Source organism: Microbispora corallina (assembly GCF_016863035.1).
Classification (GTDB): domain Bacteria; phylum Actinomycetota; class Actinomycetes; order Streptosporangiales; family Streptosporangiaceae; genus Microbispora; species Microbispora corallina.
In genome coordinates this window covers 1-26,660 of the sequence record NZ_BOOC01000032.1, presented here as the reverse complement: position 1 = coordinate 26,660, position 26,660 = coordinate 1, and the positions used below count along the sequence as shown (strand labels likewise).

Genomic DNA, 26,660 nt, shown 5'->3' with positions numbered 1-26,660 from the left:
TCAGCCTGCCGGGGGGCGGTCAGCGGGACAGCGAGAGGGCCAGGGCGAGCGCGGCCGCCGCGATCTCCCTGGTGGCCTCGGGGGAGTCCATGAGCAGCGGCCTGGCCTCGACCGCGACGCCGTCCAGCGCCACGCCCTTGTCCTCCTCCGCCACCAGCCAGCCGTCGAGCAGGCCGGAGCCGTACAGCTCCAGCACGGCCTGGGCGCTGGTCTCGACGCCGATCGCGGTCAGGCACGCGTCGGCCATGCCGCGCACCGGGGCGCCGCCGATGATGGGGGACACGCCCACGACTGTCTTGCCCTCGAGCGCCGCCCGGATGCCGGGGATCTGCAGGATCGTGCCGATGCTGACGACCGGGTTCGACGGCGGCAGGATCACCACGTCCGCGTCCCCGACGGCCTGGAGCACGCCCGGGGCGGGCGCGGCGTCCTCGGCGCCGACCAGGAGGATCTGCTCGGCGGGGACGGACGCCCGCAGCCGCACCCACCACTCCTGGAAGTGGACGGCCCGCCTGCCCTCGGCGTCCGAGATCACCACGTGGGTCTCGGTCCGGTCGTCGGACATCGGCAGCAGCCGCACGCCCGGCCGCCAGCGGTCGCACAGGGCCTCGGTCACCTGCGAGAGCGGGTAGCCGGCCGCCAGCATCTGCGTCCGGATGATGTGGGTGGCGAAGTCGCGGTCCCCCAGGCCGAACCACTGCGGCTCCATGCCGTAGGCGGCCAGTTCCTCCTTGACCGTGAACGTTTCATCCGCCCGGCCCCACCCCTGGTCCTCGTTGATGCCACCGCCGAGGGTGTACATCACGGTGTCGAGATCGGGGCAGACCCGGAGGCCGAAAAGGGTGATGTCGTCTCCGGTGTTCCCGATGACGGTGATCTCGGCGTCGGGGGCGGCGGCCTTGAGGCCTCGGAGAAAGCGGGCGCCGCCGATTCCGCCGGCGAGGGACACGATGCGCATGCGGCCAGTCTTCCACCGGGCCGTCCGCGCACCGCGAACGCCCACCCCGGAAAGGCGCCGTACGCCCTGATAGCAGGGGTCCGCACCACTTGTGGGGTTCCAGGGTCTGCCGACACCGAAGTCGGGCATGTGCAAAACTTCCCCGAGTGCCGTTTGGACCAATGGGGGTAGCTGTGCTCAAGGTCGATACGACCCGGCTACGGGAGCCGGGCGCGTGGATCATGCTCACGGTGGTGGTCACCGGCATACTCGTGGGCATCGCCCGGCTGCTCCTCGGCACCTCGACGGGCGGCGCCTCCTTCGGCGTCCGCTCCGTGAACGGCCTCCACGCGCTGGCGTCCCCGGTGACGACCGCCCTCGCGGTCGGCGCGGTGGTGCTCGTGACCCGATTCGGCGACCCGACCCCCCGGGCCCGCCTCATCGCGCTCGGCTCGGCCGGGGCGCTGGCGCTCGGCTTCGTCTTCTCCGTGATCAGCCTGTTCGGCGTCCTCGTGGGGGATCTGCCCGCGTTCCGCGACCGGTTCGAGAACCTCGTCACCGGGATCCCCGTGACGGCCCTGGTCGCCGTCGCCGCCGTCTTCGCCCTGAACGCGGCGGGCGGCCTGCAGCGGCGGCGCGAGCAGAACGAGGGGTTCTTCGGCGGGCAGGCCCACCAGCCGCAGCCGTACGCGCCGGCCCTCGCCCCCGGCTACGGCGACGGCCAGCAGTACGGCCAGGCGCAGAACCGCCCGTACGGCGAGCAGGGCTTCATCGGCCCGCCCTTCGCCGGGCCGCAGGGCCAGCCGGTCCCGCAGACGGCTCAGGGCGGCCCCGGCCGTCCGGGCGGGCAGTTCGACCAGGCGCAGCCCTACGAGCAGGGTCAGCCCTACGAGCAGGGCCGCGATCACGGCGACCCGCATGGGCAGCCGGGTGGCCAGGTCCCGCAGCCCGCGCAGGCGGGCCAGGGCCCCCAGGGGTTCGCCCAGGGCGTGAACGGCCAGGACCTCGGCGCGCGGAGCCAGAACGGGCAGGGTGCCCCCGCGCAGGCCGTGAACGGTCAGGGTGTGAACGGTCAGGCCGTCAACGGCCAGGGTGTGAACGGTCAGGCCGCGGGCGACCGGCCGGGCGCCCACGGCGTCCCGGGGCAGGCGCCCTCGCCGGTCCCGTCGTTCCCCCAGCTTCCGCCCTCGGGCGAGCAGCAGTACGGCCAGGACCGCTCCCAGGACCCCTACACCCAGGACCGGCCGCAGGGCTTCGGCCAGGACCAGTTCGCCCAGGACAGGCCGCAGGGCGCCTTCGGGCAGGACCACGCGCAGGACCCGTACGGGCAGTACGGGGCGGCCCCCGCGCACGCGGACGCCTACGGCACCCAGCCCTCGTTCCCGCAGGCGGCGCCCGCCGGCCAGCCGGGCCAGCAGGCCCAGGGCGGCCAGCCGCAGGGTCAGCAGCCCTCCTGGCCGTCCGACCCGGGCCGGCCGGCGCAGCAGGACTTCCCGACCGGCGCCCACTACTCCGACCCCTACGCCGGCCCCTCGTACGGGGACCGGCCCGCCGGGTCCTACGGGCAGGAGCAGCAGGCTCAGCCCGCCCCGGCCCCGCAGCCCGGCGGGTACTCCCAGCCTCCGCAGGGCCCGGTGTTCGACCAGTACGGCTACGCGGGCCAGCACCCCGAGGCGGCCGGGTACGGCCGGACGCCCGCCGGGGGCCAGGACGACCACGGCTTCCCGTCCGCCGGCGACGCCCTCGGCGGTCAGGGCTACTCCGACTCCTACGGGCTGCCCGCCGCCCCCCAGGAGCGGCCGTACGAGCAGGGCCAGTCGTACGGGGGGCAGCAGGGCACGCCGTTCGCGGGCTACTCCGGCTCGCAGTTCGCGCGGCACGCCGCCGACCCGGCCCCGGCCTCGCCCGGGTACGAGCAGCCCTCGTACGAGGCCCCGCCCGCCTACGAGGGCTCGGCCGACCCGCGGGAGCAGCAGCTCGCGCAGGCCTACCAGCAGGCGCAGAGCTACCAGAGGCCGGCCCCGCCCGACCTCCCGACCGGCCCCCAGGACTACCCGGAGTACTACGACAACCCCCTCGGCCACCCCCAGCAGCCGGCCGCGCCGTACCAGCAGCCGGCGGCCGAGCCGGCGGCCGACCAGACCCTGCGCTTCGACCCGGCCGGCTACCGCGGCGACCCGCTCGGCGACCCGGGCAGGCGGGAGGAGCCGATCGACCCCACCGCGATCTACACCCCCGACCGGTCGCAGGCAAAGTATGAGGAAGGTTCCGGCACGGAACAGGCAGGCCGCGGAACCGAGCCGAACCTGCCTTGGTATGGTTCCGAACGCTGATAGGACCGAAGATCGGGGCGTACGAACCGGGGCGAGCAGGTCTTTCCCCGGGTATCGCTATGCCGCTTGACGCCGCACGCGCCACGCGCGTGTAATTACAGGCATGTTGTTACGCCTCCCGCAGGGTGGGTACGGGGGAGGCGTTCATGGGGGGCTCCATAGTGGGCGGACGAGCGACAGGGAGGTGTGCAGTGACCGATCTGGTCATGGCACAGGCGCTCGGCGAGGATCTCGGGTGGCAGGAGCGCGCGCTGTGCGCCCAGACCGACCCGGAGGCGTTCTTTCCGGAGAAGGGCGGCTCCACCAGGGAAGCCAAGAAGGTGTGCCGGTCGTGTGAAGTGCGGGCCGAGTGCCTCGAGTACGCGCTGGAACACGATGAGCGGTTCGGCATCTGGGGTGGGCTGTCGGAACGGGAAAGGCGCAGGATCAAGCGTCAGGCCGTTTGAGCCGGGACGGGGCCACGCGGGGCGCGTGGCCCCGTCGCTTTACGTGGGTCGGCCGTGGCCGCGGTCGCGGCGTCGTCCCTGAGGCACTCCTCCCGGTGCCCCAGGGGATGGCCCGTTCCAGCCGGCGGCGCGGGTGTGCCGCGGAGGTACACCGGTTTGGCTCGCGTGTGATCGGGCGAGTCCGGGGTGCCGTATCGTGGTCCGCGCTCTGCTGAACGGACCCCTCAAGGACTCGACGTGCACTCGGTCACCGCGATCGTCGTCGCGCACGACGGCGCACGCTGGCTCAAGGAGACGCTGGCGGCGGTCCTGCGCCAGACCCGGCCGCTCGACCGCGTCGTCGGCGTCGACAACGGCAGCAGGGACGGCAGCGGACGCATCCTGAGCGAGGCGTTCGGGCAGCACAACGTCCTCAGCCTGTCGCGGTCGACAGGGTTCGGGGAGGCCGTGCACGAGGCGCTGGGGCGCCTGCCGGCCGCCCAGGGCACCGAGTGGATCTGGCTGCTCCACGACGACTGCGCCCCCGACGCCGAGGCACTCCAGGCCCTGTTGTGGGCCGCCGACCAGGACCCGAAGGCCGCCGTCCTCGGCCCCAAGCTGCGCGACTGGCTCGACCGCCGCGTGCTGCTGGAGATCGGCGTGACCGTCAGCAGGTCCGGGCGCCGCGACACCGGGCTTGAGCCCAGGGAGTACGACCAGGGCCAGCACGACGGGGTCCACGACGTGCTGTCGGTCTCGACCGCGGGCATGCTGATCCGCCGCGACGTCTGGGACCAGTTGTCCGGCCTCGACACCGCCCTTCCGCTGTTCCGCGACGACCTCGACCTGTGCTGGCGGGCCCGGGTCGCCGGGCACCGGGTGCTGAGCGTGAGCGACGCCGTCGCCTGGCACGCCGAGGCGTCCGCGCGGCGGCGCCGCCGCATCGCGACCAGCGACGAGCACCCCCGGCGGCTCGACCGGCGCAACGCGCTGTTCGTCATCATGGCCAACCTGCCGTTCTGGGCGCTGCTCCGGTCGATCGTGCGCAACGTCACCGGCTCCTTCGTCAGGACCGTGCTGTTCCTGCTGGCCAAGCAGCCCGCCAACGCGCTCGACGAGATGGCCGCGCTCGGCTCGGTGCTCGCCCATCCCGGACGGCTGCGCCGGGCCCGCAAGGCGCGCAGGAACGGGAGGAAACAGGGCTACCCGGCGGTGCAGCGGCTGCTCACCCCGCCGGGGGCGGCGTTCCGGCGGCTGGCCGACATGGTGCAGGGCTTCCTCGCGGGCGCCGGTCCCGTCGACTCGGCCGGGCGGCATCACGCCGCGGCGAGCGACGACTCCGCCGAGGACGACGGCGACGAGCTGCTGACCGACTCCGGCGTCGTCCAGCGGCTCTTCTCCAGCCCCGGCGTGGTCCTGTGCCTCGCCCTCGCCGCCGTGACGCTGGTGGCCGAGCGGTCGCTGCTGACCGGCGGCCTGCTCGGCGGCGGCGCGCTGGTCCCGGTGACGGGCGGGGCGTCCGACCTGTGGCGGCTCTACGTCGAGGACCACCACACCGCCGGGCTCGGCTCCGACGCCTGGGCGCCGCCGTACGTGGCGGTGCTCGCGGCGCTGTCGACGGTCTTCCTGGGCAAGACCTGGCTGGCCGTGTCCGTGCTCCTGCTCGGCTGCGTGCCGCTGGCCGGGTTCTCGGCGTACGCCGCGACCAAGCGGATGATCCCCTACGTGCCCGCCCGGGTCTGGCTGGCCGCGACGTACGCGCTGCTGCCGGTCGCGACCGGCGCGGTCGCGTCCGGGCGGCTGGGCACGGCCATCGTCTTCGTCCTGCTGCCGGTCTACGCCGCGCTGGCCACCCGGATCACGGCCGGTTCGCGCCGCGCGGCCTGGGGCTTCGGCCTGCTGCTGACCGTGGGCACGGCCTTCGTCCCCCTGGTCTACGTGCTCGTGGCGATCCTGGGCGCCCTCGCCGCCGTGTCGTTCGCCGGGGTGCGCCGCGGCGTCACCAGGTCGCTCGCCATCGGCCTCGGCACGCCTATCGTCCTGCTGCTGCCGTGGCTGGCCGGGATCGTCCGCGACCCGGGGCGGATCCTCCTGGAGTCGGGCCTGCACGACACCTCGCCGGCCGACCCCCGCCTCGCCGCCCAATCCCTGCTCATGCTCAGCCCCGGCGGGCCCGGCCTGCCGCCGTTCTGGGTGACGGCCGGGCTGGTCGCGGTGGCCCTGGCCGCGCTCCTGCTGCGCCGCCACCAGATGGTGGTCGCGGTCGGCTGGGGCGTCATGCTCTTCGGCGTGCTCGTCGCCACCGTGGTGAGCAGGATGACGGCCGGCGGCGGCCCGGCCTGGCCCGGCGTCCCGATGGCGTTCGCCGCCACCGGGCTGCTGGTGGCCGCCGCGCACCCCGCCCACCGGATCGCCGAGTTCCGCGCGGGCGGCCGGCTGCGGCGCCTGGGCGTCCTGCTGATCGTCGTGGTCGCGTTCGCCACCCCGCTGGCCGCCGCCGGCTTCTGGGTCGCCAGGGGCGCGGGCGGCCCGCTGGAACGCGGGGTGCCCGACCCCATGCCGATGCTGGCCGCGCTCGGGTCGGCTCACGGCGAGGCGACGCTGCTGCTGCGCCCCAAGGACGGCCGGGTGTCGTACACGCTGCTGCGCGGGCGGGCGCCCCTGATCGGGGAGTCCGACCTGGCGTCCCCGGCGGACGCCGGCCACGGCCTGGGCGCGGCGGTCGCCGGGCTCGCCTCCGGCGGGGGCGGCACGCACACCCAGACCCTCGCCTCGATGGGCGTGGCCTTCGTCAGCGTCCCCGGCCCGGTGGACCCGGCCCTGCGCCGCTCGCTCGACTCCGACCCGGCCCTGGTCCGGATGAGCCTGTCCGACAGCGGCGGGCTGTGGCGGATGGGCGGCCAGGTCACGGTGGCCCCGCCGCCCGCGGTCAAGGGGTCCACGCACCGGATCTGGCTGTGGGCCCAGGGCGCGCTGCTCGTCCTCATGCTGGTCCTGGCCTCGCCCGGCGCCCGTACCGGTGAGCCGGAGGAGGACTACGCGGACGTCCCGGTGGAGGCCGCGCCCCGCGGCCGCCGCCGTTCCAAGGAGGACCGGGTGCCGGCATGAGGAAGATCGTCGAGAACCGCTTCGGCCTGCTCGCGCTCGTGCTGGTGGCGATCGGCGCCCTGTACGGCGTGGCCTTCGCCACCCGGCCCGCTCCGGTCGCCCGCGCCGCGGCCACGCCTCTCAAGGCGCCCGTCGAGTCGGTCACCACGGTGTGCCCGTCCCCGAGCGGCACCCGCGTCAGCGTGATCACCCCCTCCGGCGCGCAGGGGCCGGGCGCCGCCACCCTGGGCGCGGTCGCGCCCCCCACCGGCAAGAACGGCAAGCCCGCCAAGCCGCAGGCCCCGCTCGGCGTGATCCAGCGTCCCGGCCGGCTCTGGCAGCGGGAGGTCCCGGCCGGAGGCGGGCCGCTCGCGGTCGCCGCCACCGGCTCCATGGCCGCCGGTCTGGAGGCGTCGCAGACCGCGCGCGAGAAGTCCGGGACGCAGCGCGGGCTGGCCGGAGTCCGGTGCGTCGAGCCGGGCAACGACGCCTGGTTCGTCGGTCCGGGCCCCGCCGCGGCCGAGATGACGCTCTACCTGACGAACGCCGACGCCGCCCCCGCCGACGTCACGTTCATGGTCTACTCCGGCGAGGGGCCCGTGCTCAGCGAGCGCGGCAACGGCATGATCCTCCAGCCGGGGGAGTCCCGCGTCGTCAACCTGCGCGACCTCGCGCCCTCGCCGCTGGTCATGGCCCTGGAGGTGAGCACGGGGAGCGGCCGCGTGGCCGCCGCCGTGAAGGCGGTGTACGGCAAGGGCCTCGGCGTCGACTGGATCCCCGCCGCCGCCCCGCCGGCCACCCGGGTCGTCGTCCCCGGCATCCCCGGCATCGCGGGCCCGCGCGAGCTGTACGTGACCGCGCCGGGCGAGCAGGACACGGTCGTCCAGGTGAAGGCCGTGCTCAAGGACGGCTCGTACGCGCTGAAGAACAAGGAGACGGTCGAGGTCCCAGCCGGGTCGACGGCCACGTTCGACCTGACCACCGGCGTGAGCGGCCAGGCGGCGGCCCTCGTGCTGACGGCCGACGTGCCGATCGTGGCCGGGCTGAAGATCACCGGCACGGGCTCCAGCCAGGACGTCGCGTTCACTGCCGGCGCTCCCTCGATCGACCTCGGCAGCGTGGTGGCCGACGGCCGGTCGGCCAAGAAGCAGGTCTCCCGGCTCGTGCTGTCGGCGCCCTTCACGGCCGCCACCGTCCGCGTTCAGCTGCTGCCCGCCGACGGCACGCCTCCCGCGCCGGTCGAGGTGAAGCTGCCGGCCGCGCGCACGCGGGAGCTCACGCTCACCCCGCCGCCCGGCGGAGCCTCGTTCAGCGTCGTCGTCCAGCCCCAGCCGGGCTCCGGGCCCGTGTACGGCGGCCGGGTCGTCGACGAGCCCACCCCGGACGGCGAGATGCTCACGGCGCAGCCCCTGGCCGTGGCCCGGATCTGGGCCCTCGTCCCGCCCACCGCCGACTCCCCGGGGGCCGTCCTGCCCTGACCCGCCGGGGGTCAGTGGCGGTCGTCGTAGCCGGGGTCGATCGTCTCGGGGGTGAGGCCGAGGAGGCTGGCCACCTGCTCCACGACGACGTCGAAGACGAGCGTGCCGAGCTGGTCGCGGTCGCGGGCGCGGGCCTCGAGAGGGCGCCGGTACAGCACCACGGCCGCCGGGTCGTCCCCGGCCGCCGACTCCGCCCGTCCGAGCGGGATCGGCTCGGAGGCGAGCCGGGCCGGGCCGTCCATCAGCTCGCTCGCGGGAGGGACCTCCTCCACCGCGAACTCCACCGAGGCGAGCTGCGTCCCCCAGCGGGGCTTGAGCCGGTCGACGGCGTCGAGCACCAGGTCGTCGAACCGCTCTCCCCGCGACTTGGCGATCGGCACGTGCGCGGGGGCGAGGGGGCCGCGCATGCCGCGGCCGTGCCGATCACGTCGGCGCACCCGCCGCTTGGGGTCCGGCCCGCCGCCGGGCTCGCTCCGATCGCTCACGCAGCCAGCTTAGAGCGCGCGCCCGGACGGCGGTGGACCGTGCGCCCCGTGTCCGCTTTGCCGGTTATCCCGGTGCGACATCTGAGATCGCCCAATTGTGGCGACACGCTCGATAACAGCCGCCGGGTGGTGGCAATGTGAACGCGGACCGGATACGGTCCCTCCGTGAGCCCCGTCCGCAGCTGTTCCCGTACCGCCTGCAGGCAGCCTGCCGTCTTCACACTCACGTATGTCTACGCCGACTCGACCGCCGTTCTCGGCCCCCTGGCGACGTACGTCGAGCCGCACTGTTACGACCTGTGCGCGGAGCACGCGGAACGGCTCACGGCGCCCAGGGGCTGGGAGGTCGTGCGCCTTCCGTCGGAGGCCGTGTCCCCGAGCGGCGACGACCTCGAGGCGCTCGCCAACGCCGTCCGCGAGGCCGCCCGTCCCACGCCCGCCGCCGGCGAGCCCGTCGGCCAGGCGGTCGAGGTGGGCAGGCGCGGCCACCTCCGGGTGCTGAAGTCGGCCCAGCCCAACCGGGAGCGGTGAGTTCGCCCGCACCACGTTGGGACGCCCGCTGTGTGGGCAATCAGGCGCTATAGGCTCAGGTGCGAAGACTTACGACTTTTTAGGGGCGTGCAGTGGCCGACCTCACCAGGATCTTCAAGGCGTACGACGTGCGGGGCGTCGTGCCGGACGAGCTCAGCGAGGAGATCGCCCAGGCCGTGGGGGCGGCCTTCGTGGAGGTGACGGGCGCGAAGTCGGTGGTGATGGCGCACGACATGCGGACCTCCTCCGGCCCGCTCTCCGCGGCCTTCGCGCGCGGGGCCACCTCCCGCGGGGCCGACGTCGTCAACGCGGGGCTCGGCTCGACCGACATGCTCTACTACGCGAGCGGCAGCCTCGACCTGCCCGGCGTGATGTTCACCGCCAGCCACAACCCCGCCAAGTACAACGGCATGAAGATGTGCCGCGCCGGGGCGGTGCCGGTCGGCACCGACACCGGCCTGCTGGAGGTCCGCGACCGCGCCGCCGAGCTGCTGGAGCGCGGCCTGGACGACGGCGCCGCCGACCGGCCGGGCACGGTGAGCGAGCGCAACCTGCTGGAGGGCTACGCCGCCCACCTCAAGACGCTGGTCGACCTGTCGGGCATCCGGCCGCTCAAGGTGGTCGTCGACGCCGGCAACGGCATGGGCGGCTACACCGTCCCCGAGGTCTTCAAGGGCCTGCCCGTCGAGCTCACCGCGCTGTACTTCGAGCTGGACGGCAGCTTCCCCAACCACGAGGCCAACCCGATCGAGCCGGAGAACCTGCGCGACCTGCAGAAGGCCGTCGTCGACCGGGGCGCGGACATCGGGATCGCCTTCGACGGCGACGCCGACCGCTGCTGGGTGATCGACGAGCGGGGCGAGTCCGTCTCGCCGTCCACGATCACCGCCCTGGTCGCCGTGCGGGAGCTGGCCAAGCACCCGGGCGCCGCGGTCATCCACAACCTGATCACCAGCAAGGGCGTGCCGGAGATCGTGTCCGAGCACGGCGGCGTGCCGGTCCGCACCCGCGTCGGCCACTCGTTCATCAAGGCGGAGATGGCCAAGACCGGCGCGGTCTTCGGGGGCGAGCACTCGGCCCACTACTACTTCCGCGACTTCTGGTTCGCCGACTCGGGGATGCTGGCCGCCCTGCACGTCCTCGCGGCTCTCGGCGAGCAGGACCGGCCGCTGTCGGAGGTCCTGTCGCGGTACTCGCGCTACGCCTCCTCCGGCGAGGTCAACAGCAGGGTGGACGACCAGGCGGGGGCCCTCGCCCGGGTCCGGGAGGCGTTCACGGGCCGGGAGGGTGTTACCTTCGACGAGCTGGACGGCCTGACCGTCAGCGGTCCGGACTGGTGGTTCAACCTGCGCCCCTCCAACACGGAGCCGCTGCTGCGGCTCAACGCCGAGGCGGCCGACGAGGAGAGGACGGCCGCGATCCGCGACGAGGTCCTCTCCGTCGTAAGGAGCTGACGAGTGAAGATCGACGACTGGCTGCTGGACATCCTGGCGTGCCCGGCGTGCAAGTCCCCGCTCCGCGCGGAGGCCGACGCCGACGAGCTCGCCTGCACCAACGAGGCGTGCGGCCTGGTCTACCCCGTGCGCGACGACATCCCGGTGCTCCTCGTCGACGAGGCCCGCAAGGCATGACCGCCGCCCCGGGGGCGCGGTTCGACCCGGACCGGCTCGACGACCAGGTGTACCTGGCCGAGGCCGATCCCTCTGGCATGCTGCGGACCGTGGCCTCCTCGGCCGCCCAGGTGCGCACCGCGTACCGGTCGGCCGTCGAGGCGGGCGTCGCGGCACTGGGCCGCGAGCGCCGGCCGCGGGCGATCGTCGTCGCCGGGATGGGCGCGGCCGGCGTCGCCGGCGAGATCCTCGACGCCGTCTGCGGCAACGGCGTCCCGCTGCCGATCGTCACGGTCCGCGGCTACCGCCTCCCCGGCTGGATCGGCGCAGCCGACCTGATGATCGCCGTCTCGCGCTCGGGGACGACGGAGGAGACCATCGCCGTCGCCACCGAGGCCGCCCGCCGCGGCTGCGCCGTGCTCGGCGTCGGCCGGCCGGACACCCCGCTCGCGGCGCTCGTCACCCAGGCGGGCGGCCGGTACGTGCCGGTCTCGGGGGCCGCCGGGCAGACCAGGGTCACGATGTGGGGTCTCGCGATCCCGCTGATCGTGGCGGCCGCGGGGATGGGGCTGGTCGAGGCCGGCGAGGACGTGGTCGAGGTGGTGGCCACGGTCCTGGAGGACATCGCCCACCGGTGCCGCCCGTCCAGTGAGTCGTTCATCAACCCGGGTAAGACGCTCGCGATGGAGCTGGCCGGCAGCATCCCGATGATCTGGGGCGTCTCCCCGGTCGCCGCCGCCGCGGCGTACCGGCTGAGCTGCCAGCTGAACGAGAACGCCAAGTATCCGGCCGTCTGGGGGCAGATCCCCGAGGTCACCCACAACCAGCTCGCGGCGCTCGACGGCCCGCTGGCGGGGCGGGACCTGTTCGCCGACCCGTTCTCCGACGAGCCCGGCGGGGGCGCGCGGCTGCGGCTGGTCCTGCTGCGGGACGTCGAGGAGCATCCGCAGGTCACCCGGCGGCGGGTCGCCGCCGTCCGGCTCGCCGAGGACCGCGACGTACCGGTGTCGGAGATCGTCGCGGACGGCGCGCACCCGCTGGAGCGGCTGGCCACGCTCGTGGGCCTGGGCGACTACGCGACCGTCTACCTGGCGCTGGGATACGGCATCGACCCGGCCGCGGTGCCGGCCGTCACCGAACTCGCGGCCAGAATTTCCCCATAGGATCACCTTTGGCCGAGTGATGAGGAGCAGTACGTGAGTGCGGGTGGCGGTAGCAAGGCGATCCTGGCGGCCCTGGGCGCCAACCTGGCGATCGCGGTGTCGAAGTTCGTCGCATTCCTCTTCACCGGGTCGTCGTCGATGCTCGCCGAGTCCGTGCACTCGGTGGCGGACTCCGGCAACCAGGCCCTGTTGATGCTGGGCGGCAAGCGGGCCGCCCGGCGCAGCACGCGCAAGCACCCCTTCGGGTACGGCCGGGAGCGGTACTTCTACGCGTTCGTCGTGGCCGTGGTGCTGTTCACGATCGGCGCCCTGTTCTCCCTATACGAGGGATGGCACAAGATCGCCGACCCGCAGCCGGTCGAGTCGCCCGTCTGGGCCTTCGCCGTCCTGGTCTTCGCGATCGTCGCGGAGGGGTTCTCCTTCCGGACGGCCATCAAGGAGTCGCGGGAGACCAAGGGCGATCACTCCTGGGTGTCGTTCATCCGCCGCGCCAAGGCCCCTGAGCTCCCCGTCGTGCTGCTGGAGGACTTCGGCGCCCTGCTCGGCCTCGTCTTCGCGCTGTTCGGCGTGACGATGGCCGTCGTCACCGGCAACGGCATGTGGGACGGCGTGGGCAGCCTCGTGATCGGCCTGCTGCTCGCGGCCATCGCCATCGTGCTCGCCGTGGAGACCAAGTCGCTGCTCATCGGCGAGAGCGCGACGCCCGAGGTCGAGGAGAAGATCTGCGCGGCGCTGGAGAACGCCCCCGAGGTGAGCCGGGTCATCCACATGCGCACGCTGCACCTCGGCCCGGAGGAGCTCCTGGTCGCCGCGAAGATCGCCGTCGACCACGACGACACGGCCGGCCAGGTGGCCCGTGGGATCGACGAGGCCGAGCGCCGCATCCGCGAGGCCGTCCCGATGGCCAGGGTGATCTACCTGGAGCCCGACCTCTACCGGGCCGACGCCGCCGCCTCCGCGGACAGCCGTACGGGCGCCTGACCTCGGCGCAGTCCGAATAGCGGTTTACGGCCGCCCTAACACATCGCGCGCTGTGATTGAAATGTGATGCGCTGTCACTTCAGTCACAGCGGTACCCGTGGGTAACTTTACCTTTACATTCCAGAGTCAGCACCCACGGAGGTCACCCATGGTCGAGCAGGGACGCGTCCGATGGAAGCGCTTCGCGCTCTTCTTCGTCCCGGCGCTCGCCGTGGCGTCCGTGCTCGTCGGCGCCACCGCCGAGGGGGCCATCGGCGCGTCGTTCGTGGTCTCGGGCGACACCTTCAAGGTCTCCGCGGACACGCTCAAGGGCGAGGGGTTCGTCCAGTACGGCAGCCTCGTCGAGAACAAGAAGGGCCAGAAGATCCCGGTCGCGGTGTCCGGCATCCGCCACGCCACCTTGACGAACATGTGTCAGACGGTGCTCGTGAAGTCGCCGGTCGGCGCGGTGACGATCCGGATCACCGCGGGCACCGGCAAGGTCCCCGTGACGGCCGAGAACATGATCGTCGACGCCTCCCAGATCGAGGGCAACGCGACCTTCACCGACATCGAGGCCGGCCGCGACGCGAGCACGCTCGACCAGGTGCCGGGCGGCACGGGCGCGAGCGGGATGTTCGGCCAGCAGGCCACCGCGGTGTCGATCAAGGACTTCCGTCAGGTCTCCTGGTCGGTGAACGCCGCCACCTTCAAGCTGCCCGGCCTCAAGCTCGGGGTCGAGCCCGGCGAGCACGAGTGCTTCTGATGCCGGTGCGCGCTCCGCGGCACGGCGGCAGGGAAGGCGGGCGCTCGTGAGCGACGCGGCACGATCCTGGCGGCGCACCCGGCCGTTCTGGGGCGGGCTTCTCACGCTCCTGGCCGGGCTGGAGCTCCTCAGCATCCCGTTCGCGACCCGGGCGCTGCCACTGGTGATTCAGTCGGGCACGGTCGGCGCGACGTACCTGATCTCGCTCCTGCTGATCATCCTCGGCCTGCTGCTGTGGCTGCAGCCCGGGCAGCGGGTGTTCCTCGGCGTGGTCGCCGTGCTCGTGTCCATCGCCTCGTTCGTGTACGCCAACCTGGGCGGCTTCCTCGTCGGCATGCTCCTCGGCCTCGTCGGGGGCGCGCTGGCGGCGGCCTGGACGCCGGTGGGCGAGGGCGCCCCGGCGGCGGAGCCGGCCCCCGGCGGCTTCCCGCAGACCGGCATGACCTTCACCGACCGCCGGGTGGTGAGCGGCGAGGAGCGGCTGGACGCGCCGCCCCGCGAGCCGTCCCCGGGCGACCGGGCCGGGGAGGCCCCCCGCGTCCTCATCGGCCGCGTCCGCGAGGCCGCGCCGCAGGGCGACCGCGCGGGCGGGGACGACCCGGGCGAGGGCGACGACCCGGAAGGCGGTCACCCGGCCGCCGGCGACCCCGGCCCACCGCGGCCCGCTCCCGCCTCGCCCGGCGCGCTCCCGGGCTCCGGCGGAGGAGCGACGCGGCCTGAGTCCGGCCGTCACGGCCGGCCGGAGCCCGAGCGTGACGATCCCGTCTCCGGCGAGCCGGACCCCGGCCGGCACGGGCGTCCCGACCTGGAGCGGAGGGAACCCGAGTCCGGTCGGCGCGGGGGTGCCGACCTGGAGCGGGGCGAGCCGGACCCCGGCCGGCACGGCGAGCGCCGCGGCCCGGTCTCCGGCGAGGCGACGCGAGCGGGGTGCGGACGCCCTGGCGGGACGGGAACGGCCGGGAGGGCGCTGGCCGTCGCCGTCCTGCCCGCCGTCCTGCTGGCCGTGGCGAACACCTGGGGGCGGCAGGCGCAGGCCGGCACGGCCGCCGAACCGCGTCACGCGGGCGCCACCGTCCTGCCGACCGCGCTTCCGACGGTGCTGCCCTCGCTGCCGTCCGTTCCGGGGATCCTCGACGGGCTCGGCGACACGCTTGCCGGGAGCCCGCCACCGGCCCTCCTCCCCGGCGCGGCGTCCCCCTCGCCCAGCCCGTCCGGCGGGACCTCCGGATCCGGGCCGGGCGGGACGGGCTCCACACCCATGGTGGCGACCGAGCCGGCCGCGGTCCGGGCGCCCTCGCTCACGATGACCGGCATGAAGTTCCACGGTGTCGTGGAGATGCCCACCGCCACGGGCTCGGTCAAGATGCTGCGGTTCACCATGGACCGGGCCGTGCTCGACCAGCCGCAGCAGACGATGGGCGGCACGACCCTCACCGGCAGGACGTTCACGTTCGAGGGCGACGTGGTGATCTACACGACCAGGATGACGGGCAAGCTCCTCGGCCTCCCGCAGGTGTTCACGGCCGACAACCCGAACGTGATCGTGCGTGCGCTCAGGCTGCTGCCGTCCCTGAACGTCCCGGTCACGATGACCGACATCGTCAGCGAGCAGCCGTACGTGAGCGCGGACTCGCTGCGCGCCGACGACCTGCACCTCGTCGTGGGGTCCTGAGCGGGTCCGGGGTCAGGGGCCGTCCGCCTCGCCGATCCGCACCAGACCCGTCTCGTAGGCGTGGATGACGGCCTGCGTCCGGTCGCGCAGGCCCAGCTTCGCCAGCAGCCGGGCGACGTGGGTCTTCACGGTGTGCTCGCTCACCACGAGGGTCTCGGCGATCTCCGCGTTCGACAGCCCGCGCGCGATCAGGCGGAGCACCTCCGACTCCCGCGGCGTCAGGGACGGCAGGGGCGGAGCGGCCCGGCGCCGGGTGAACTCGGCGATCAGCCGCCGGGTCACCGTGGGGGCGAGCAGCGCCTCTCCGCGGGCGACGATCCGGACGGCCTCGGCGAGGTCCCCGGCCCGGACGTCCTTGAGGAGGAACCCGCTCGCGCCCGCGAGAAGGGCGTCGTACACGTACGCGTCGAGGTCGAAGGTCGTGATCATGAGGGCTCTGACGCCGAGGCCGGTGACGGCGCGGGCGGCCTCGATGCCGTTCACGCCCGGCATGCGGACGTCGAGGACGGCGACATCAGGGCGCTCGGCCTGCGCGAGCCGTACGGCCTGCGCGCCGTCGGCGGCCGCGCCCACGACGGCCATGTCGGGCTGGGCGGCGAGGACGGCGGTGAAACCCCTGAGCACCACCGGCTGGTCGTCGGCCACGAGGACCCTGATGACCGTCATCCGGTGGGCAGCCCCGCCCGGACGAGGAAGCCGCCGGCCGGGCCCCCGCCCGCGGTGAACCAGCCGCCGAGGGCCGTCGCCCGTTCCCGCATCCCGATGACGCCATGGCCGGGCCCGTCGCCGTGGTCGCCGGAGGGGGACGAGGCTGGGCCGGGGCTATCGCCGCCGGGTGTCGTCACTCCTGAGAGCGACTCCCGAGCGCTGGCGGAGGAGGCGCAGGGCCTTCTCCTTCTCGAAGTCCAGGGCCCTGCGGGGAGCCGGGATGCGGCCGATCCGCACCCCCAGATCCCGTACGGCCTGGGCGACGGCCGGCTCCGACAGGGCCCGCAGCGCGAAGGCCAGCTCGGCGGGGGAGACGTCGAAGCGGCGCTCCAGCTCCATGGCCTGGCCGACGGCCTCCAGCTCGTCGGGGCCGAACCGGCGATGGGCGCCCCGGTCCCGCACGGGCGGCAGCAGGCCGAGCGCCTCCCGGTAGCGCAGCATGCGGGGGGACAGGCCGAGCAGCCTGGCCGCCTCGGTGATCCGCATGATCCCCCCTTCCCCGCCCGCGAGGGCCGACGACGTTCACGCTAGACACCCGAGAGGCCCCTCGGCAGCCTCTGGTGTGCGATTCTCACATTCTTGTGTGAGGTTCGCACTCTGGCGAATGCATGGGGGTGACCGGGCCGCCTAAACTCGCAGGGACGGACAACGGAGGGACACTCTCATGGACTTCAAGGTCGCCGACCTTGCCCTTGCGGACTTCGGCCGCAAGGAGATCCGCCTCGCGGAGCACGAGATGCCGGGCCTGATGGCGACCCGGAAGGAATACGCCGCCGCGCAGCCGCTCCGGGGCGCGAAGATCATGGGCTCGCTGCACATGACGATCCAGACGGCCGTGCTGATCGAGACGCTGGTCGCGCTCGGCGCCGACGTCCGGTGGGTCAGCTGCAACATCTTTTCCACCCAGGACCACGCGGCCGCGGCCGTGGTCGTCGGCCCCGACGGGACGGCCGACGACCCCAAGGGTGTGCCGGTCTTCGCCTGGAAGGGCGAGACCCTTGAGGAGTACTGGTGGTGCACCGAGCAGGCCCTCCGCTGGCCCGACGGCTCCGGCCCCAACATGATCCTCGACGACGGCGGCGACGCCACCCTGCTCGTCCACAAGGGCGCCGAGTTCGAGAAGGCCGGCGCCGTCCCGACCGCGGGCGAGGACGACCCGGAGGAGTGGGCCATCATCCTCGACACGCTCCGCCGCACGGTCGGCGAGGACAAGCACTGGACCCGGGTCGCCGAGAGCATCAAGGGCGTCACCGAGGAGACCACGACCGGTGTGCACCGCCTGTACGAGATGCACAAGAACGGCCAGCTGCTCTTCCCCGCCATCAACGTCAACGACTCGGTGACGAAGTCGAAGTTCGACAACAAGTACGGCTGCCGCCACTCCGTGATCGACGGCCTCAACCGCGCCACCGACGTGCTGATCGGCGGCAAGGTGGCCGTGGTCTGCGGCTACGGCGACGTGGGCAAGGGCTGCGCCGACGCGCTGCGCGGCCAGGGCGCCCGGGTGATCGTCACCGAGATCGACCCGATCTGCGCGCTCCAGGCGGCGATGGACGGCTTCCAGGTCACCACCCTGGAGGACGTCGTCGGCATCGCGGACATCTTCGTCACGAGCACCGGCAACTACGGCATCATCACCGCCGAGCACATGGCGCAGATGAAGCACCAGGCGATCGTTTCCAACATCGGCCACTTCGACAACGAGATCGACATGGCCGGCCTGGGCCGCATCCCCGGCATCGTGAAGAACAACATCAAGCCCCAGGTCGACGAGTGGGTCTTCCCCGACGGGCACTCGATCATCGTGCTCGCCGAGGGCCGCCTGATGAACCTGGGCTGCGCCACCGGCCACCCGTCGTTCGTCATGTCGAACTCGTTCACCAACCAGGTGATCGCCCAGATCGAGCTGTTCACCAAGACCGACGAGTACCCGATCGGCGTCTACGTGCTGCCCAAGCACCTGGACGAGAAGGTCGCCCGCCTGCACCTGGACGCGCTCGGCGTCAAGCTGACCACGCTGTCCAAGAAGCAGGCCGAGTACATCGGCGTGGACGTCGAGGGCCCGTACAAGCCGGACCACTACCGCTACTGACCGGCCCCTCCTCGATCCCGTGGGGCGTCCGCACGCCGGGCGTCCCGCGGGACCACGCGCACGGAAGAGGGAGAGGTGCCGGGGTGGTCGTCTCCGACATGGTCGAGGCCGGGGAGCGGCGGATCGAGTGGGCGGCCCGGTCGATGCCGGTCCTGGAGGCCATCGGGGCCGGCTTCGCCCAGGACAGGCCGCTCGACGGGCTGCGGATCGCGGCCTGCCTGCACGTGACCGCCGAGACCGCCGTCCTCATGGGCGCGCTGCGGGCCGGCGGCGCCGAGATCGCCCTGGCCGCCTCCAACCCGCTGTCCACGCAGGACGACGTGGCCGCCGCCCTCGCGTCGTACGGGATCGAGGTGCACGCCCGCGCCGGGGTGGACAAGGACGCCTACTACCGGCACATCCACCAGGCGCTCGACATCGGCCCGCACATCGTGCTCGACGACGGGTGCGACCTGGTCAACATCCTGCACACCGAACGGGTCGAGCTGCTCGGCGACGTGGCCGGCGGCTGTGAGGAGACCACGACCGGCATCATCCGCCTGCGCCAGATGGCCTCGGAGGACGCGCTGCGCTTCCCGATGGTCGCGGTGAACGACACCCGGACGAAGCGGATGTTCGACAACCGGTACGGCACGGGCCAGTCGACCCTCGACGGCATCATGCGGGCCACGAACGTCCTGCTCGCCGGCCGCACGGTCGTCGTCGCGGGCTTCGGCTTCTGCGGCCGCGGCGTGGCCGAGCGGGCCAAGGGCCTCGGCGCGCGCGTGATCGTCACCGAGATCGACCCGGTCAAGGCGCTCGACGCGTCGCTGCAGGGGTACGACGTGCGGCCCATGGCCGCGGCCGCCGAGGTCGGCGACGTGTTCATCACGGTCACCGGCAACCGGGACGTCGTCCGCGCCGAGCACCTGGCCGTGATGAAGGACGGCGCGATCCTCGCCAACGCCGGCCACTTCGACGTGGAGATCGACGTCCGGGCGCTGGAGGAGATGGCCCGCGAGGCGCACTTCGGCATCCGGCCCAACACCGACGAGTACGTCCTGCAGGACGGCCGGCGGCTCCTGCTGCTGGCCGAGGGCCGGCTGGTGAACCTCACCGCGGCGGAGGGCCACCCGGCGGCCGTCATGGACATGTCGTTCTCGGCCCAGGCGCTCGCCGTGACGTGGCTGGCGGCGGAGTCGGCGAACCTCACACCCGGCGTGTACGACGTGCCGGCGGACATCGACGCCGAGGTGGCCCGCCTCAAGCTCGCCGCCACCGGGATCGACATCGACGCCCTCACCGACGAGCAGGAGGACTACCTGCACTCCTGGCGTCTCGGCTCCTGACGGGTCAGGGCCGAGACCTGGCAGAGCGGAACGGCGAACGGGCGAGTCGCGCCGCCGCACGAGCCTGGAGATCCTCGCCGCCGAACATCCGCGTCACATGGTGATCACTTCAGTACGAGGCGCAGGAGCAGGTTCTTGACGTCCGTGGCCTCGAATCGTTCCCTGGCCGCGGACGGGTCGGAGCAGAGCAGCACCGGAGCGTCGGCGGGGTCGGCGGGAAGCACCCCGTGAGAGCCGCGTACCGCGCGGGCGCCCTGGTCGAGGCCGACGACGTTCATGAGGTAGCGCATGCCGAGCTTCTTGCGCAGCAGCGCCACGCCGGCCCTGCGCTTGGCGGCGCCGGGGTCCGCCGGGTCGAAGAAGAGCTCAGCGGGGTCGTAGCCGGGTTTGCGGTGGATCTCGACGAGGCGGGCGAAGTCGGGCGCGCGGGCGTCGTCGAGCCAGTAGTAGTAGGTGAACCAGGCGTCGGGCTCGGCGAGCAGGACCAGTTCGCCGGAGCGGGGGTGGTCCAGGCCGTTCGCTCTCTTTCCGCCGTCGTCGAGCACCTCGGCGACGCCGGGCAGGGCGGCGCAGAGCTTCGCCACGGCCGGCACGTCGGCGGGGTCGGAGATGTAGACGTGCGCCACCTGGTGGTCGGCGACGGCGAAGGCGCGCGAGGTCCACGGGTCGAGGTACTCCATGCCGGCCTGGGTGTGGACCCGGAGGAACCCTTCGGCGCGGAGCACGCGGTTGACGTCGACGGGGCGGGAGACATCGGTGATGCCGTACTCAGAGAGGGCGACCACCGTCCGTCCCTGCCCCGCGGCGGCGTCCAGCAGCGGCGCCAGCACGTTGTCCAGCTCCGCGGCCGCCGCGGCTGACCGCGGGTCGGACGGCCCGTATCGCTGCAGGTCGTAGTCGAGATGGGGGATGTAGGCCAGCGTCAGGTCGGGGTTGTGCGCCGCCATGACGTGCTGGGTCGCGCGGCAGATCCAGGCCGACGAGGCGATGCCCGCTCCCGGGCCCCAGTAGGTGAAGAGAGGGAAGACACCCAGCGCCCGGGTCAGCTCGTCGTGCAGCTCCGGTGGGGCGGTGTAACAGTCGGGCTCCTTGCGCCCGTCGGCGTGGTATATCGGCCGGGGCGTGACCGTCCAGTCGACGTCGGCGCCCATCGCGTACCACCAGCAGACGTTCGCCACCGTGAGGCCGGGCCGCTCGCGGCGGGCGGCCTGCCACACCTTCTCTCCGCCGACGAGCGCGTTGTGCTGACGCCACAGCAGGACCTCGCCGAGGTCGCGGAAGTACCAGCCGTTGCCGACGATGCCGTGTTCGGCCGGGGGAACGCCGGTGAGGAACGTCGACTGCACAGAACAGGTGACAGCGGGCAGGACGGTCCCGAGTTCCGCCTGGAAGCCGTCCGCGGCGACGGCCCGCAGCCGCGGCATGTGCGCCAGCAGCCTGGGGGTCAGCCCCACCACGTCCAGGACCAGCAACGATGTCATGTGCTCACTCCCAGCTCCCGCAGCTCGGTACGGGCGAAGTCGAGCTCGTCGGCGATGCCCGCGGCGAGCTGCTCAGGGGTCTGCGGGCGCAGCGCGGGTGGCAGGACGCCCCAGGTGTAGGTCTCCACGTCGAAGTGGTCGCACAGCGGCCGCGGCCCGCCGACGAGCTGCGCGAGCGCCTCACGCATCACCGGGATGGTCGTGGTCAGCGGCGCTGCCGGTGAGACGTGGAGAGGCACGTGGTAGTGGACCCGCCAGGGCCCGGGAAGCCGCCGGGCGAAGGCCTCGTCGAGGTCGTCCGCGGCGTCGCCCGCGGCGTTGCGCGTCTGATGCAGGAAGCGCGGCTCCGCGTACGCGCGGAGGGGGTCCGGGTCCGCGGTCTCCAGTGCCGCGGAGAGCTGAACCTTGACGATGGGAAGGCCGGCTCGCTCCAGTGCCTCCAGGGCGTCGGCGGGCCTCTCCCAGGCGCAGGCCAGGTGGGCGAGGTCCAGGCAGACGCCGAGCCGGTCGCCGTCGACGCCGGCCAGCCGTTCGACGGCCTGTCCGGTGCTCTCCACGACGCAGCCCGGTTCGGGTTCGAACCCCACCCGTACGACCCGCCCGGTGGACGACTCGATGGCGGCCAGGCCGTCGGCCAGCCGGCTGAGCCTTCGCGCGACGAGGTCGGCCATGCCGGTGTCCCAGGGGTCCCGCCAGGCGAGCGGCAGCGTCGAGACGGACCCTCGGGCCGCGTCGTCCGGCAGCAGGTCCGCGAGGACGTGTGCCAGGTCGAGGGTGTAGGAGAGGCGGTCCTTCGTCGTCCAGTCGGGGTGGTAGACGGCGTGCTTGACGACCGGGTCTTGGAAGGAGCGGTAGGGGAAGCCGTTGAGCGTGACCACCTCCAGGCACCGTGCGGACAGCTCCCGGCGGAGCCTGGCACGGAGCGCGGGGTCGGCGGCGAGGGCGGCGGCGACGGGTGCGGCCAGCCAGAGCCCGAGTCCCAGGACGTCCGTGCCGAGGCGGGCGCGGATCGGGACCGCGTACGTGTCGAGCTGGGCGATGATGCCGTCGAGGTCTTCGGCCGCGTGCACGTTGGTGCAGTAGCTGAGGTGCAGCGGCTCTCCTGCCGGATGGCGCAGCCGCATCAGCTGCCGCCGCGCTTGATGGAGCTGCCGGCGAACGTGCGCTCGGTCGAGCCGATGGCGGTCAGGTCGAGGCGTCCGGATTGGCGGTAGAACTCCACGGGGTTGCGCCACAGCACCCGGTCGACGTCGTCGTCGGTGAATCCGGCGGCCAGCATCGCCCTGCCGGTCTCCAGGGTGAGGAGCGGGTCGGAGATCCCCCAGTCGGCGGCGGAGTTGACCAGCATCCGGTCCAGGCCGTGGCGGCGGAGGATCTCCACCATGCGCGGCGGTGACATCTTCGTCTCCGGATAGATGGAAAAGCCCATCCAGCATCCGGAGTCGCGCACGATGTCGGCGGTGACCTCGTTGAGATGGTCGACGGCGACCCGCTCGGGCGCGAGTCCGGAGGCGGCGACGACCTCCAGGGTGCGCCGGGTGCCGTGGGCCTTGTCGCGGTGGGGGGTGTGCACGAGCGCCGGCAGGTCGTACTCGAGGGCCAGCGCGAGTTGCCGTTCGAAGGCGTCGTCCTCATCCGGGGTCATCGAGTCGTAGCCGATCTCGCCGACCGCGACGACGCGGTCCTTGTCCAGGTAACGCGGGAGCAGGTCCAGCACCGGCCGGCAGCGGGGGTCGTTCGCCTCCTTGGGGTTCAGCGCGATGGTGGCGTGGTGGACGATACCGAATTGGCCGGCCCGGTACGGCTCCCAGCCGATCAGGGAGTCGAAGTAGTCGGTGAACGAGCCGGGGTTGGTGCGCGGCTGGCCCAGCCAGAAGGCGGGCTCCACGACGGCCCGGACTCCGGCGGCGGCCATCCGCGCGTAGTCGTCCGTGGTGCGCGACGTCATGTGGATGTGCGGGTCGAAGATGCGCATCAAGCCTCCTCGCGGGTCAAACGGTCGAGCAGGGCGGCGGCATCGGCGGGCATGGGACGCCCCGCCGCCGCGCGCTCGTCGGAGAAGGCGGCCAGCATGGCCGCCAGCTCATGGTCGGCCCGCTCGCCCAGGCCGTTGACCGCGGACAGTGGGACGCCCGTGAACACGCACTTGAGCACCGCCTGCCGCCAGGCGGCCTGGTCGAGGTGGCGGGCGTACGGGCCGAGGGCGGCGGCCAGCAGGCGCGCGTCGTTCGTGCGGATCGCGTCGTGCAGGAGCGGCAGCCCCGCTGTACCGACGGCGAGCATCGGCAGGGCCTTGAGCACGGCCCGCTTCTCGTCGGCGTCGCCGTAGCGGTACAGTTCGCCGGTCTCGGCCGGCACCCGGTCCGCCGGCAGCGCGGCCAGCAGCAGCGCCCGGGCGGCCTCGTCCGCCGTCCACCCGGGGACGCCGGGCAGCGGCGCCCGTCCGACGCGCCGCCCGGCTGCTGCGAAGGACCGGCGGATCGTCTCGGGCCGCTCGGCCGCCGCCGTGAGCGCGGCGTCCACCCATTCGTCCTGCGGCGTGTCCCGCAGCGCGGCTCGCAGCCGCTCCAATGGCGTCACCTCGTGCTCCCCTCGGCATCGCGCCTGGACGCCTTCTCGGCTTCACGCAGGAACTCGATCGAACGCGCGGCCACGACGGGCGCGGCGTGGCAGTGCCGGGGCAGCTCGACCGAGATCAGGCCCCGGTAGCCGGCGTCGGTGAGCGCGCGCAGCACCGGCGGGAAGTCGATCTCCCCTTCGCCGAACTCCAGGTGCTCGTGCACGCCCCGCCGCATGTCGTCGATCTGGACGTTGACCAGGTGGCCGGCGACGGTCGCGACGCACTCGGGCACCGGAGCGGGCTCGTTGCAGCGGCAGTGCCCGATGTCCAGGGTGATGCCGAAGCCGTCCGGCGCGCCGAGCGCCTCGTGCAGCGTCCGCCAGTCCGCGATCGCCTCGACGAGCATCCCGGGCTCCGGTTCGAACCCCAGCGGCACACCGGCGCGCCGAGCGGCGTCGAGAACTCGCCCGCAGCCGTCGACCAGCCGGTTCCAGGCGGTGGCCCGGTCGATCCGGTCCGGGCGTACGCCGGACCAGAACGACATCGCCTCGGCGCCCAGATCGGCGGCGATCGCGACGGCCCGGCACAGGAAGTCCACCCGCACGTCCCGGTCGTCGTCGAGCAGCGTCGGGGCGTGCTTGCGCCGCGGATCGAGCAGGTAACGCGCACCTGTCTCGACGACCACCGCCAGATCGAGGGTGCGCAGCCGGTCGGCGATCTCCGCCACCCGCGGTCCCAGCCCGTCGGCGTACGGATCGAGGTGGGAGTGGTCGAGCGTCAGGGCCACTCCGGAGTAGCCGAGGTCGGCGATGACGCCGAGGGCGTCCGGCAACCGGTGATTGGCGAAGCCGTTGGTGCCGTAGCCGAACCTCATGTCGCGGAGATCTTTCTGACCAGGCGCCGGGCCAGCGGGACCACTGCGGCGAGGGCGAGGGCGACGCGGGGGGCGCCGCCGCGTGCGGCGAGGGCTCCTTGGAGGGCCGGCAGGCCGACGATGCCCGCGTTGACCGCTTCACGGACACGCATCGCCGAGGGGTCGGCGACGGCGCGCGCCTGGGGGAGCCCGAACTGGGCGGCGTACCAGCCGGCGAGGGCCGGCTGCGCCGCACCGGCACTGCCGCGGACGGTGGCGGCGGTGAGCGCGACGGTGCCTGCCAGGGTCGCCGCCGGCAGGCGCGGGTCGGTGCCCGATACCTCTCCGTGCGAGAGCGCGGTGAGCAGGTACGTGTGGGCGGCGATCGTGAGGGCGGAAGGCAGCGCGGCGACGGCGGAGGAACCGGGAGTGGCGCCCAGCAGCACGTCGAGGCCGCGGCACAGCGCCATCGTCAGCGGGCCGGCGGGCGTGGACTTGGCCGCCAGGTCGTATGCCCAGATGGCGGCGGCCAGAGGGGCGGCGACCGTCAGGGCACGCCGGCCTCCCGTGAGCCCGGCCACGGCGAGGCCGGCGACGGTGAGCGCCGCCGCTGTGCCGAGGGCCTGGTTCGCGGACACCCGCCCTGAGGGGATGGGACGCTCGGGGCGCTCCACCGCGTCGAGATGCCGATCGGCCCAGTCGTTGGCGGCCATCCCCGCCCAGTACAGGCAGATCGAGGAGCAGGCCAGACCGGCGGTGCGGCGGCCCAGCGCCCCTCCGGCGGCCGCCCCGGCGACGACATCGCCGGGGACGGACAGCGCCGCTGGTGCCCGGACCAGGTCGAACAGGTCGCGCGGAGCCGTCATCGCCGCGTGTTCCGCACGTCGAACGCGGCGACCGCGTCGCGCAACGCCTTCCACTGCTCGGCCAGTGCGTGCGGCACCTGTCCAAGCGGGTCCTTGAAGAAGAAGGCCAACTCGGTGAGCGGGCCCGTACGCCCGGCCGCGTGAGCGGCCGCTGTCAGCCGCGCCAGGTCCAGGACGAGCGGCGCGGCCAGGGCGGAGTCGCAGCCGTGCCAGGTGAACTCCATGCGCATGCGCGTGCCGAGGAAGCCTTCGAAGGTGATCAGGTCCCAGGCGGTCTTGAAGTCGTCGAGGTCCTCGACGAAGTCGATCCGGGTGTCACCCTGCGGGGTGTAACCGAGCGTCTCGTGCAGCACGCGCTGTTTGCTGGCGGACTTGGCCGCGTTGGCCGCCGGCTCGGCCAGGTTGGCTCCGTCGCCACCGCCCAGCAGGTTGGTGCCGGACCAGGTGCGCACCTTCAGGTTGCGCAGGGCGAACATCGGCGCGAGCACCGACTTGACCAGGGTCTCGCCGGTCTTGCCGTCGTGGCCGCCGTACGGCAGTCCCTGCCCGCGGGCCAGGGCGTCGAGGGCGGGCAGGCGGGCGCCGGTGGAGGGCGTGAAGTCGACGTACGGACAGCCGGCGCGCAGGGCGGCGTAGGCGGCCAGGGCGCTGGGCGGCAGGACGGGGTCCGGGCCGTCCAGCGCGGCCCGCAACGCGTCGAGATCGGCGTGGGCGGGGTGTGGTCGAGGCGCCGGTTCGGTGGTCGAGACGTTGATCACGACGACTCGATCCAGGAGGTGGCGCCGGCGGAAACCGTCCAGGTCGGCGCCGATGGACTCGGCGATCTCGGCTTGGGTGTCGCGGACCGGCAGCGGCCGCACGTCCTGCTCGATCTCGAGCAGGGCGTCCTGCACGGCCGCGGCGAGCCGGGCCGGGACGATTCCCGCCTCGCCCAGCGCGGCGGCCTTCTTCCCCAAGGGGATCGAGGAGATGTCGTGGCCGCCGAAAACCAGCTCGTCGATGCCGGGCAGGGCGTCGCTGTGCAGCTCGGGCGACTCCAGGACGCATCCGGTCGGCTCGGCCAGGCCCGCCCGCACCGCCAGCGCCCCGATCATGCTGGTGACCGCGACCGATCCTCGTGCTCCGATCAGCCATACTCCCGTACTCATCTGTCTCCTCTCACGGTCGTCCGCCGGAACGGCGGGGTGTTCATGGCGGGTGAGATCTCGCGGGCGGCGGCCACGGTGTGGCCACGGTGCCGCACTGTGCGGCCACGTGCGGCACGGTGGACATGGTGCGCATGGTGCGGACATGTCGCGGGCCGCCGCCCGGCGTGATGCGCTATT

24 protein-coding genes are annotated in these 26,660 nt (G+C 73.3%); 13 read left to right on the top strand and 11 right to left on the bottom strand.

Annotated features, from left to right (window positions below; all coding sequences use genetic code 11):
* Positions 1-19: 19 nt before the first annotated feature.
* Positions 20-958 (bottom strand): 2-phospho-L-lactate transferase, encoded by a 939-nt coding sequence (gene cofD, locus Mco01_RS28015; RefSeq protein WP_204059858.1) that lies wholly within the window; start codon positions 956-958, stop codon positions 20-22.
* 173 nt (positions 959-1,131) lie between these two features.
* Between cofD and Mco01_RS28010 the strand changes: the two genes are divergently transcribed.
* The 4 genes from Mco01_RS28010 (at position 1,132) to Mco01_RS27995 (ending at position 8,260) form a co-directional block, all read left to right on the top strand.
* Positions 1,132-3,270 carry a hypothetical protein gene (locus Mco01_RS28010; protein ID WP_204059857.1) on the top strand — a complete coding sequence of 713 codons (2,139 nt, stop codon included), beginning with the start codon at positions 1,132-1,134 and terminating at the stop codon, positions 3,268-3,270.
* 206 nt (positions 3,271-3,476) lie between these two features.
* Positions 3,477-3,716: a WhiB family transcriptional regulator gene (locus tag Mco01_RS28005; RefSeq protein WP_198167393.1), complete on the top strand. Its 240-nt coding sequence runs from the start codon at positions 3,477-3,479 to the stop codon at positions 3,714-3,716.
* A 237-nt stretch (positions 3,717-3,953) separates the two neighbouring features.
* Positions 3,954-6,803, top strand: a complete 2,850-nt coding sequence (locus Mco01_RS28000; RefSeq protein ID WP_204059856.1) for a glycosyltransferase family 2 protein — start codon at positions 3,954-3,956, stop codon at positions 6,801-6,803.
* Positions 6,800-8,260 carry a DUF5719 family protein gene (locus tag Mco01_RS27995; protein ID WP_204059855.1) on the top strand — a complete coding sequence of 487 codons (1,461 nt, stop codon included), beginning with the start codon at positions 6,800-6,802 and terminating at the stop codon, positions 8,258-8,260. The genes Mco01_RS28000 and Mco01_RS27995 overlap by 4 nt, the downstream gene beginning before the upstream one ends.
* Positions 8,261-8,271: 11 nt before the next feature.
* Here Mco01_RS27995 and Mco01_RS27990 read toward each other — a convergent pair whose 3' ends face one another.
* The gene (locus Mco01_RS27990) at positions 8,272-8,745 is read right to left on the bottom strand and encodes a metallopeptidase family protein (RefSeq protein ID WP_372444994.1); all 474 of its coding nucleotides are present in this window, start codon (positions 8,743-8,745) and stop codon (positions 8,272-8,274) included.
* Between the two features lie 165 nt (positions 8,746-8,910).
* On the opposite strand from Mco01_RS27990, the gene Mco01_RS27985 reads away from it, so the two are divergent.
* From Mco01_RS27985 to Mco01_RS27955, 7 genes are all read left to right on the top strand, one after another.
* Positions 8,911-9,276 carry a DUF3499 domain-containing protein gene (locus tag Mco01_RS27985; RefSeq protein WP_036327959.1) on the top strand — a complete coding sequence of 122 codons (366 nt, stop codon included), beginning with the start codon at positions 8,911-8,913 and terminating at the stop codon, positions 9,274-9,276.
* Positions 9,277-9,368: 92 nt separating this feature from the next.
* Positions 9,369-10,730 (top strand): phosphomannomutase/phosphoglucomutase, encoded by a 1,362-nt coding sequence (locus Mco01_RS27980; RefSeq protein WP_204059854.1) that lies wholly within the window; start codon positions 9,369-9,371, stop codon positions 10,728-10,730.
* A gap of 3 nt (positions 10,731-10,733) precedes the next feature.
* The gene (locus tag Mco01_RS27975; protein WP_084369929.1) at positions 10,734-10,907 is read left to right on the top strand and encodes a Trm112 family protein; all 174 of its coding nucleotides are present in this window, start codon (positions 10,734-10,736) and stop codon (positions 10,905-10,907) included.
* Entirely contained in the window at positions 10,904-12,049 is a 1,146-nt protein-coding gene (locus Mco01_RS27970) for an SIS domain-containing protein (protein ID WP_204059853.1), read from the top strand. Before Mco01_RS27975 ends, Mco01_RS27970 begins: the two co-directional genes overlap by 4 nt.
* A 33-nt stretch (positions 12,050-12,082) precedes the next feature.
* Entirely contained in the window at positions 12,083-13,030 is a 948-nt protein-coding gene (locus tag Mco01_RS27965) for a cation diffusion facilitator family transporter (protein ID WP_204059852.1), read from the top strand.
* A 148-nt stretch (positions 13,031-13,178) separates the two neighbouring features.
* Entirely contained in the window at positions 13,179-13,775 is a 597-nt protein-coding gene (locus Mco01_RS27960) for a DUF6230 family protein (RefSeq protein WP_204059851.1), read from the top strand.
* A 46-nt stretch (positions 13,776-13,821) separates the two neighbouring features.
* A complete protein-coding gene (locus Mco01_RS27955) occupies positions 13,822-15,447 on the top strand; it encodes a DUF6114 domain-containing protein (protein ID WP_204059850.1) in 1,626 nt (541 codons plus the stop codon).
* 12 nt (positions 15,448-15,459) lie between these two features.
* Here Mco01_RS27955 and Mco01_RS27950 read toward each other — a convergent pair whose 3' ends face one another.
* Complete coding sequence (locus Mco01_RS27950; protein ID WP_204059849.1) at positions 15,460-16,113, bottom strand: response regulator; 654 nt, start codon at positions 16,111-16,113, stop codon at positions 15,460-15,462.
* A 156-nt stretch (positions 16,114-16,269) separates the two neighbouring features.
* Positions 16,270-16,641 carry a MerR family DNA-binding transcriptional regulator gene (locus Mco01_RS27945; RefSeq protein ID WP_036327946.1) on the bottom strand — a complete coding sequence of 124 codons (372 nt, stop codon included), beginning with the start codon at positions 16,639-16,641 and terminating at the stop codon, positions 16,270-16,272.
* 178 nt (positions 16,642-16,819) lie between these two features.
* Between Mco01_RS27945 and ahcY the strand changes: the two genes are divergently transcribed.
* Together ahcY and Mco01_RS27935 are read left to right on the top strand one after the other, a co-directional pair.
* Positions 16,820-18,247, top strand: a complete 1,428-nt coding sequence (gene ahcY / locus Mco01_RS27940) for an adenosylhomocysteinase (RefSeq protein ID WP_204059848.1) — start codon at positions 16,820-16,822, stop codon at positions 18,245-18,247.
* A gap of 98 nt (positions 18,248-18,345) precedes the next feature.
* The gene (locus Mco01_RS27935; RefSeq protein ID WP_204059962.1) at positions 18,346-19,575 is read left to right on the top strand and encodes an adenosylhomocysteinase; all 1,230 of its coding nucleotides are present in this window, start codon (positions 18,346-18,348) and stop codon (positions 19,573-19,575) included.
* 104 nt (positions 19,576-19,679) lie between these two features.
* Here Mco01_RS27935 and Mco01_RS27930 read toward each other — a convergent pair whose 3' ends face one another.
* Genes Mco01_RS27930 through Mco01_RS27900 form a run of 7 tightly spaced genes read right to left on the bottom strand, consistent with a single transcriptional unit; the run spans position 19,680 to position 26,483 of the window.
* Positions 19,680-21,056 carry an alkaline phosphatase family protein gene (locus Mco01_RS27930; protein WP_204059847.1) on the bottom strand — a complete coding sequence of 459 codons (1,377 nt, stop codon included), beginning with the start codon at positions 21,054-21,056 and terminating at the stop codon, positions 19,680-19,682.
* The gene (gene eboE / locus Mco01_RS27925) at positions 21,053-22,180 is read right to left on the bottom strand and encodes a metabolite traffic protein EboE (protein ID WP_204059846.1); all 1,128 of its coding nucleotides are present in this window, start codon (positions 22,178-22,180) and stop codon (positions 21,053-21,055) included. Before eboE ends, Mco01_RS27930 begins: the two co-directional genes overlap by 4 nt.
* Positions 22,180-23,031, bottom strand: a complete 852-nt coding sequence (locus Mco01_RS27920) for a TatD family hydrolase (RefSeq protein ID WP_204059845.1) — start codon at positions 23,029-23,031, stop codon at positions 22,180-22,182. The genes eboE and Mco01_RS27920 overlap by 1 nt, the downstream gene beginning before the upstream one ends.
* Complete coding sequence (locus Mco01_RS27915; protein WP_204059844.1) at positions 23,031-23,636, bottom strand: EboA domain-containing protein; 606 nt, start codon at positions 23,634-23,636, stop codon at positions 23,031-23,033. Before Mco01_RS27915 ends, Mco01_RS27920 begins: the two co-directional genes overlap by 1 nt.
* The gene (locus Mco01_RS27910) at positions 23,633-24,490 is read right to left on the bottom strand and encodes a sugar phosphate isomerase/epimerase family protein (RefSeq protein WP_204059843.1); all 858 of its coding nucleotides are present in this window, start codon (positions 24,488-24,490) and stop codon (positions 23,633-23,635) included. Before Mco01_RS27910 ends, Mco01_RS27915 begins: the two co-directional genes overlap by 4 nt.
* On the bottom strand, positions 24,487-25,335 hold the full coding sequence (locus Mco01_RS27905; protein WP_204059842.1) for an SCO3242 family prenyltransferase: 849 nt from the start codon (positions 25,333-25,335) through the stop codon (positions 24,487-24,489). The genes Mco01_RS27910 and Mco01_RS27905 overlap by 4 nt, the downstream gene beginning before the upstream one ends.
* Positions 25,332-26,483, bottom strand: a complete 1,152-nt coding sequence (locus Mco01_RS27900) for an inositol-3-phosphate synthase (RefSeq protein ID WP_204059841.1) — start codon at positions 26,481-26,483, stop codon at positions 25,332-25,334. The genes Mco01_RS27905 and Mco01_RS27900 overlap by 4 nt, the downstream gene beginning before the upstream one ends.
* Positions 26,484-26,660: the final 177 nt, after the last annotated feature.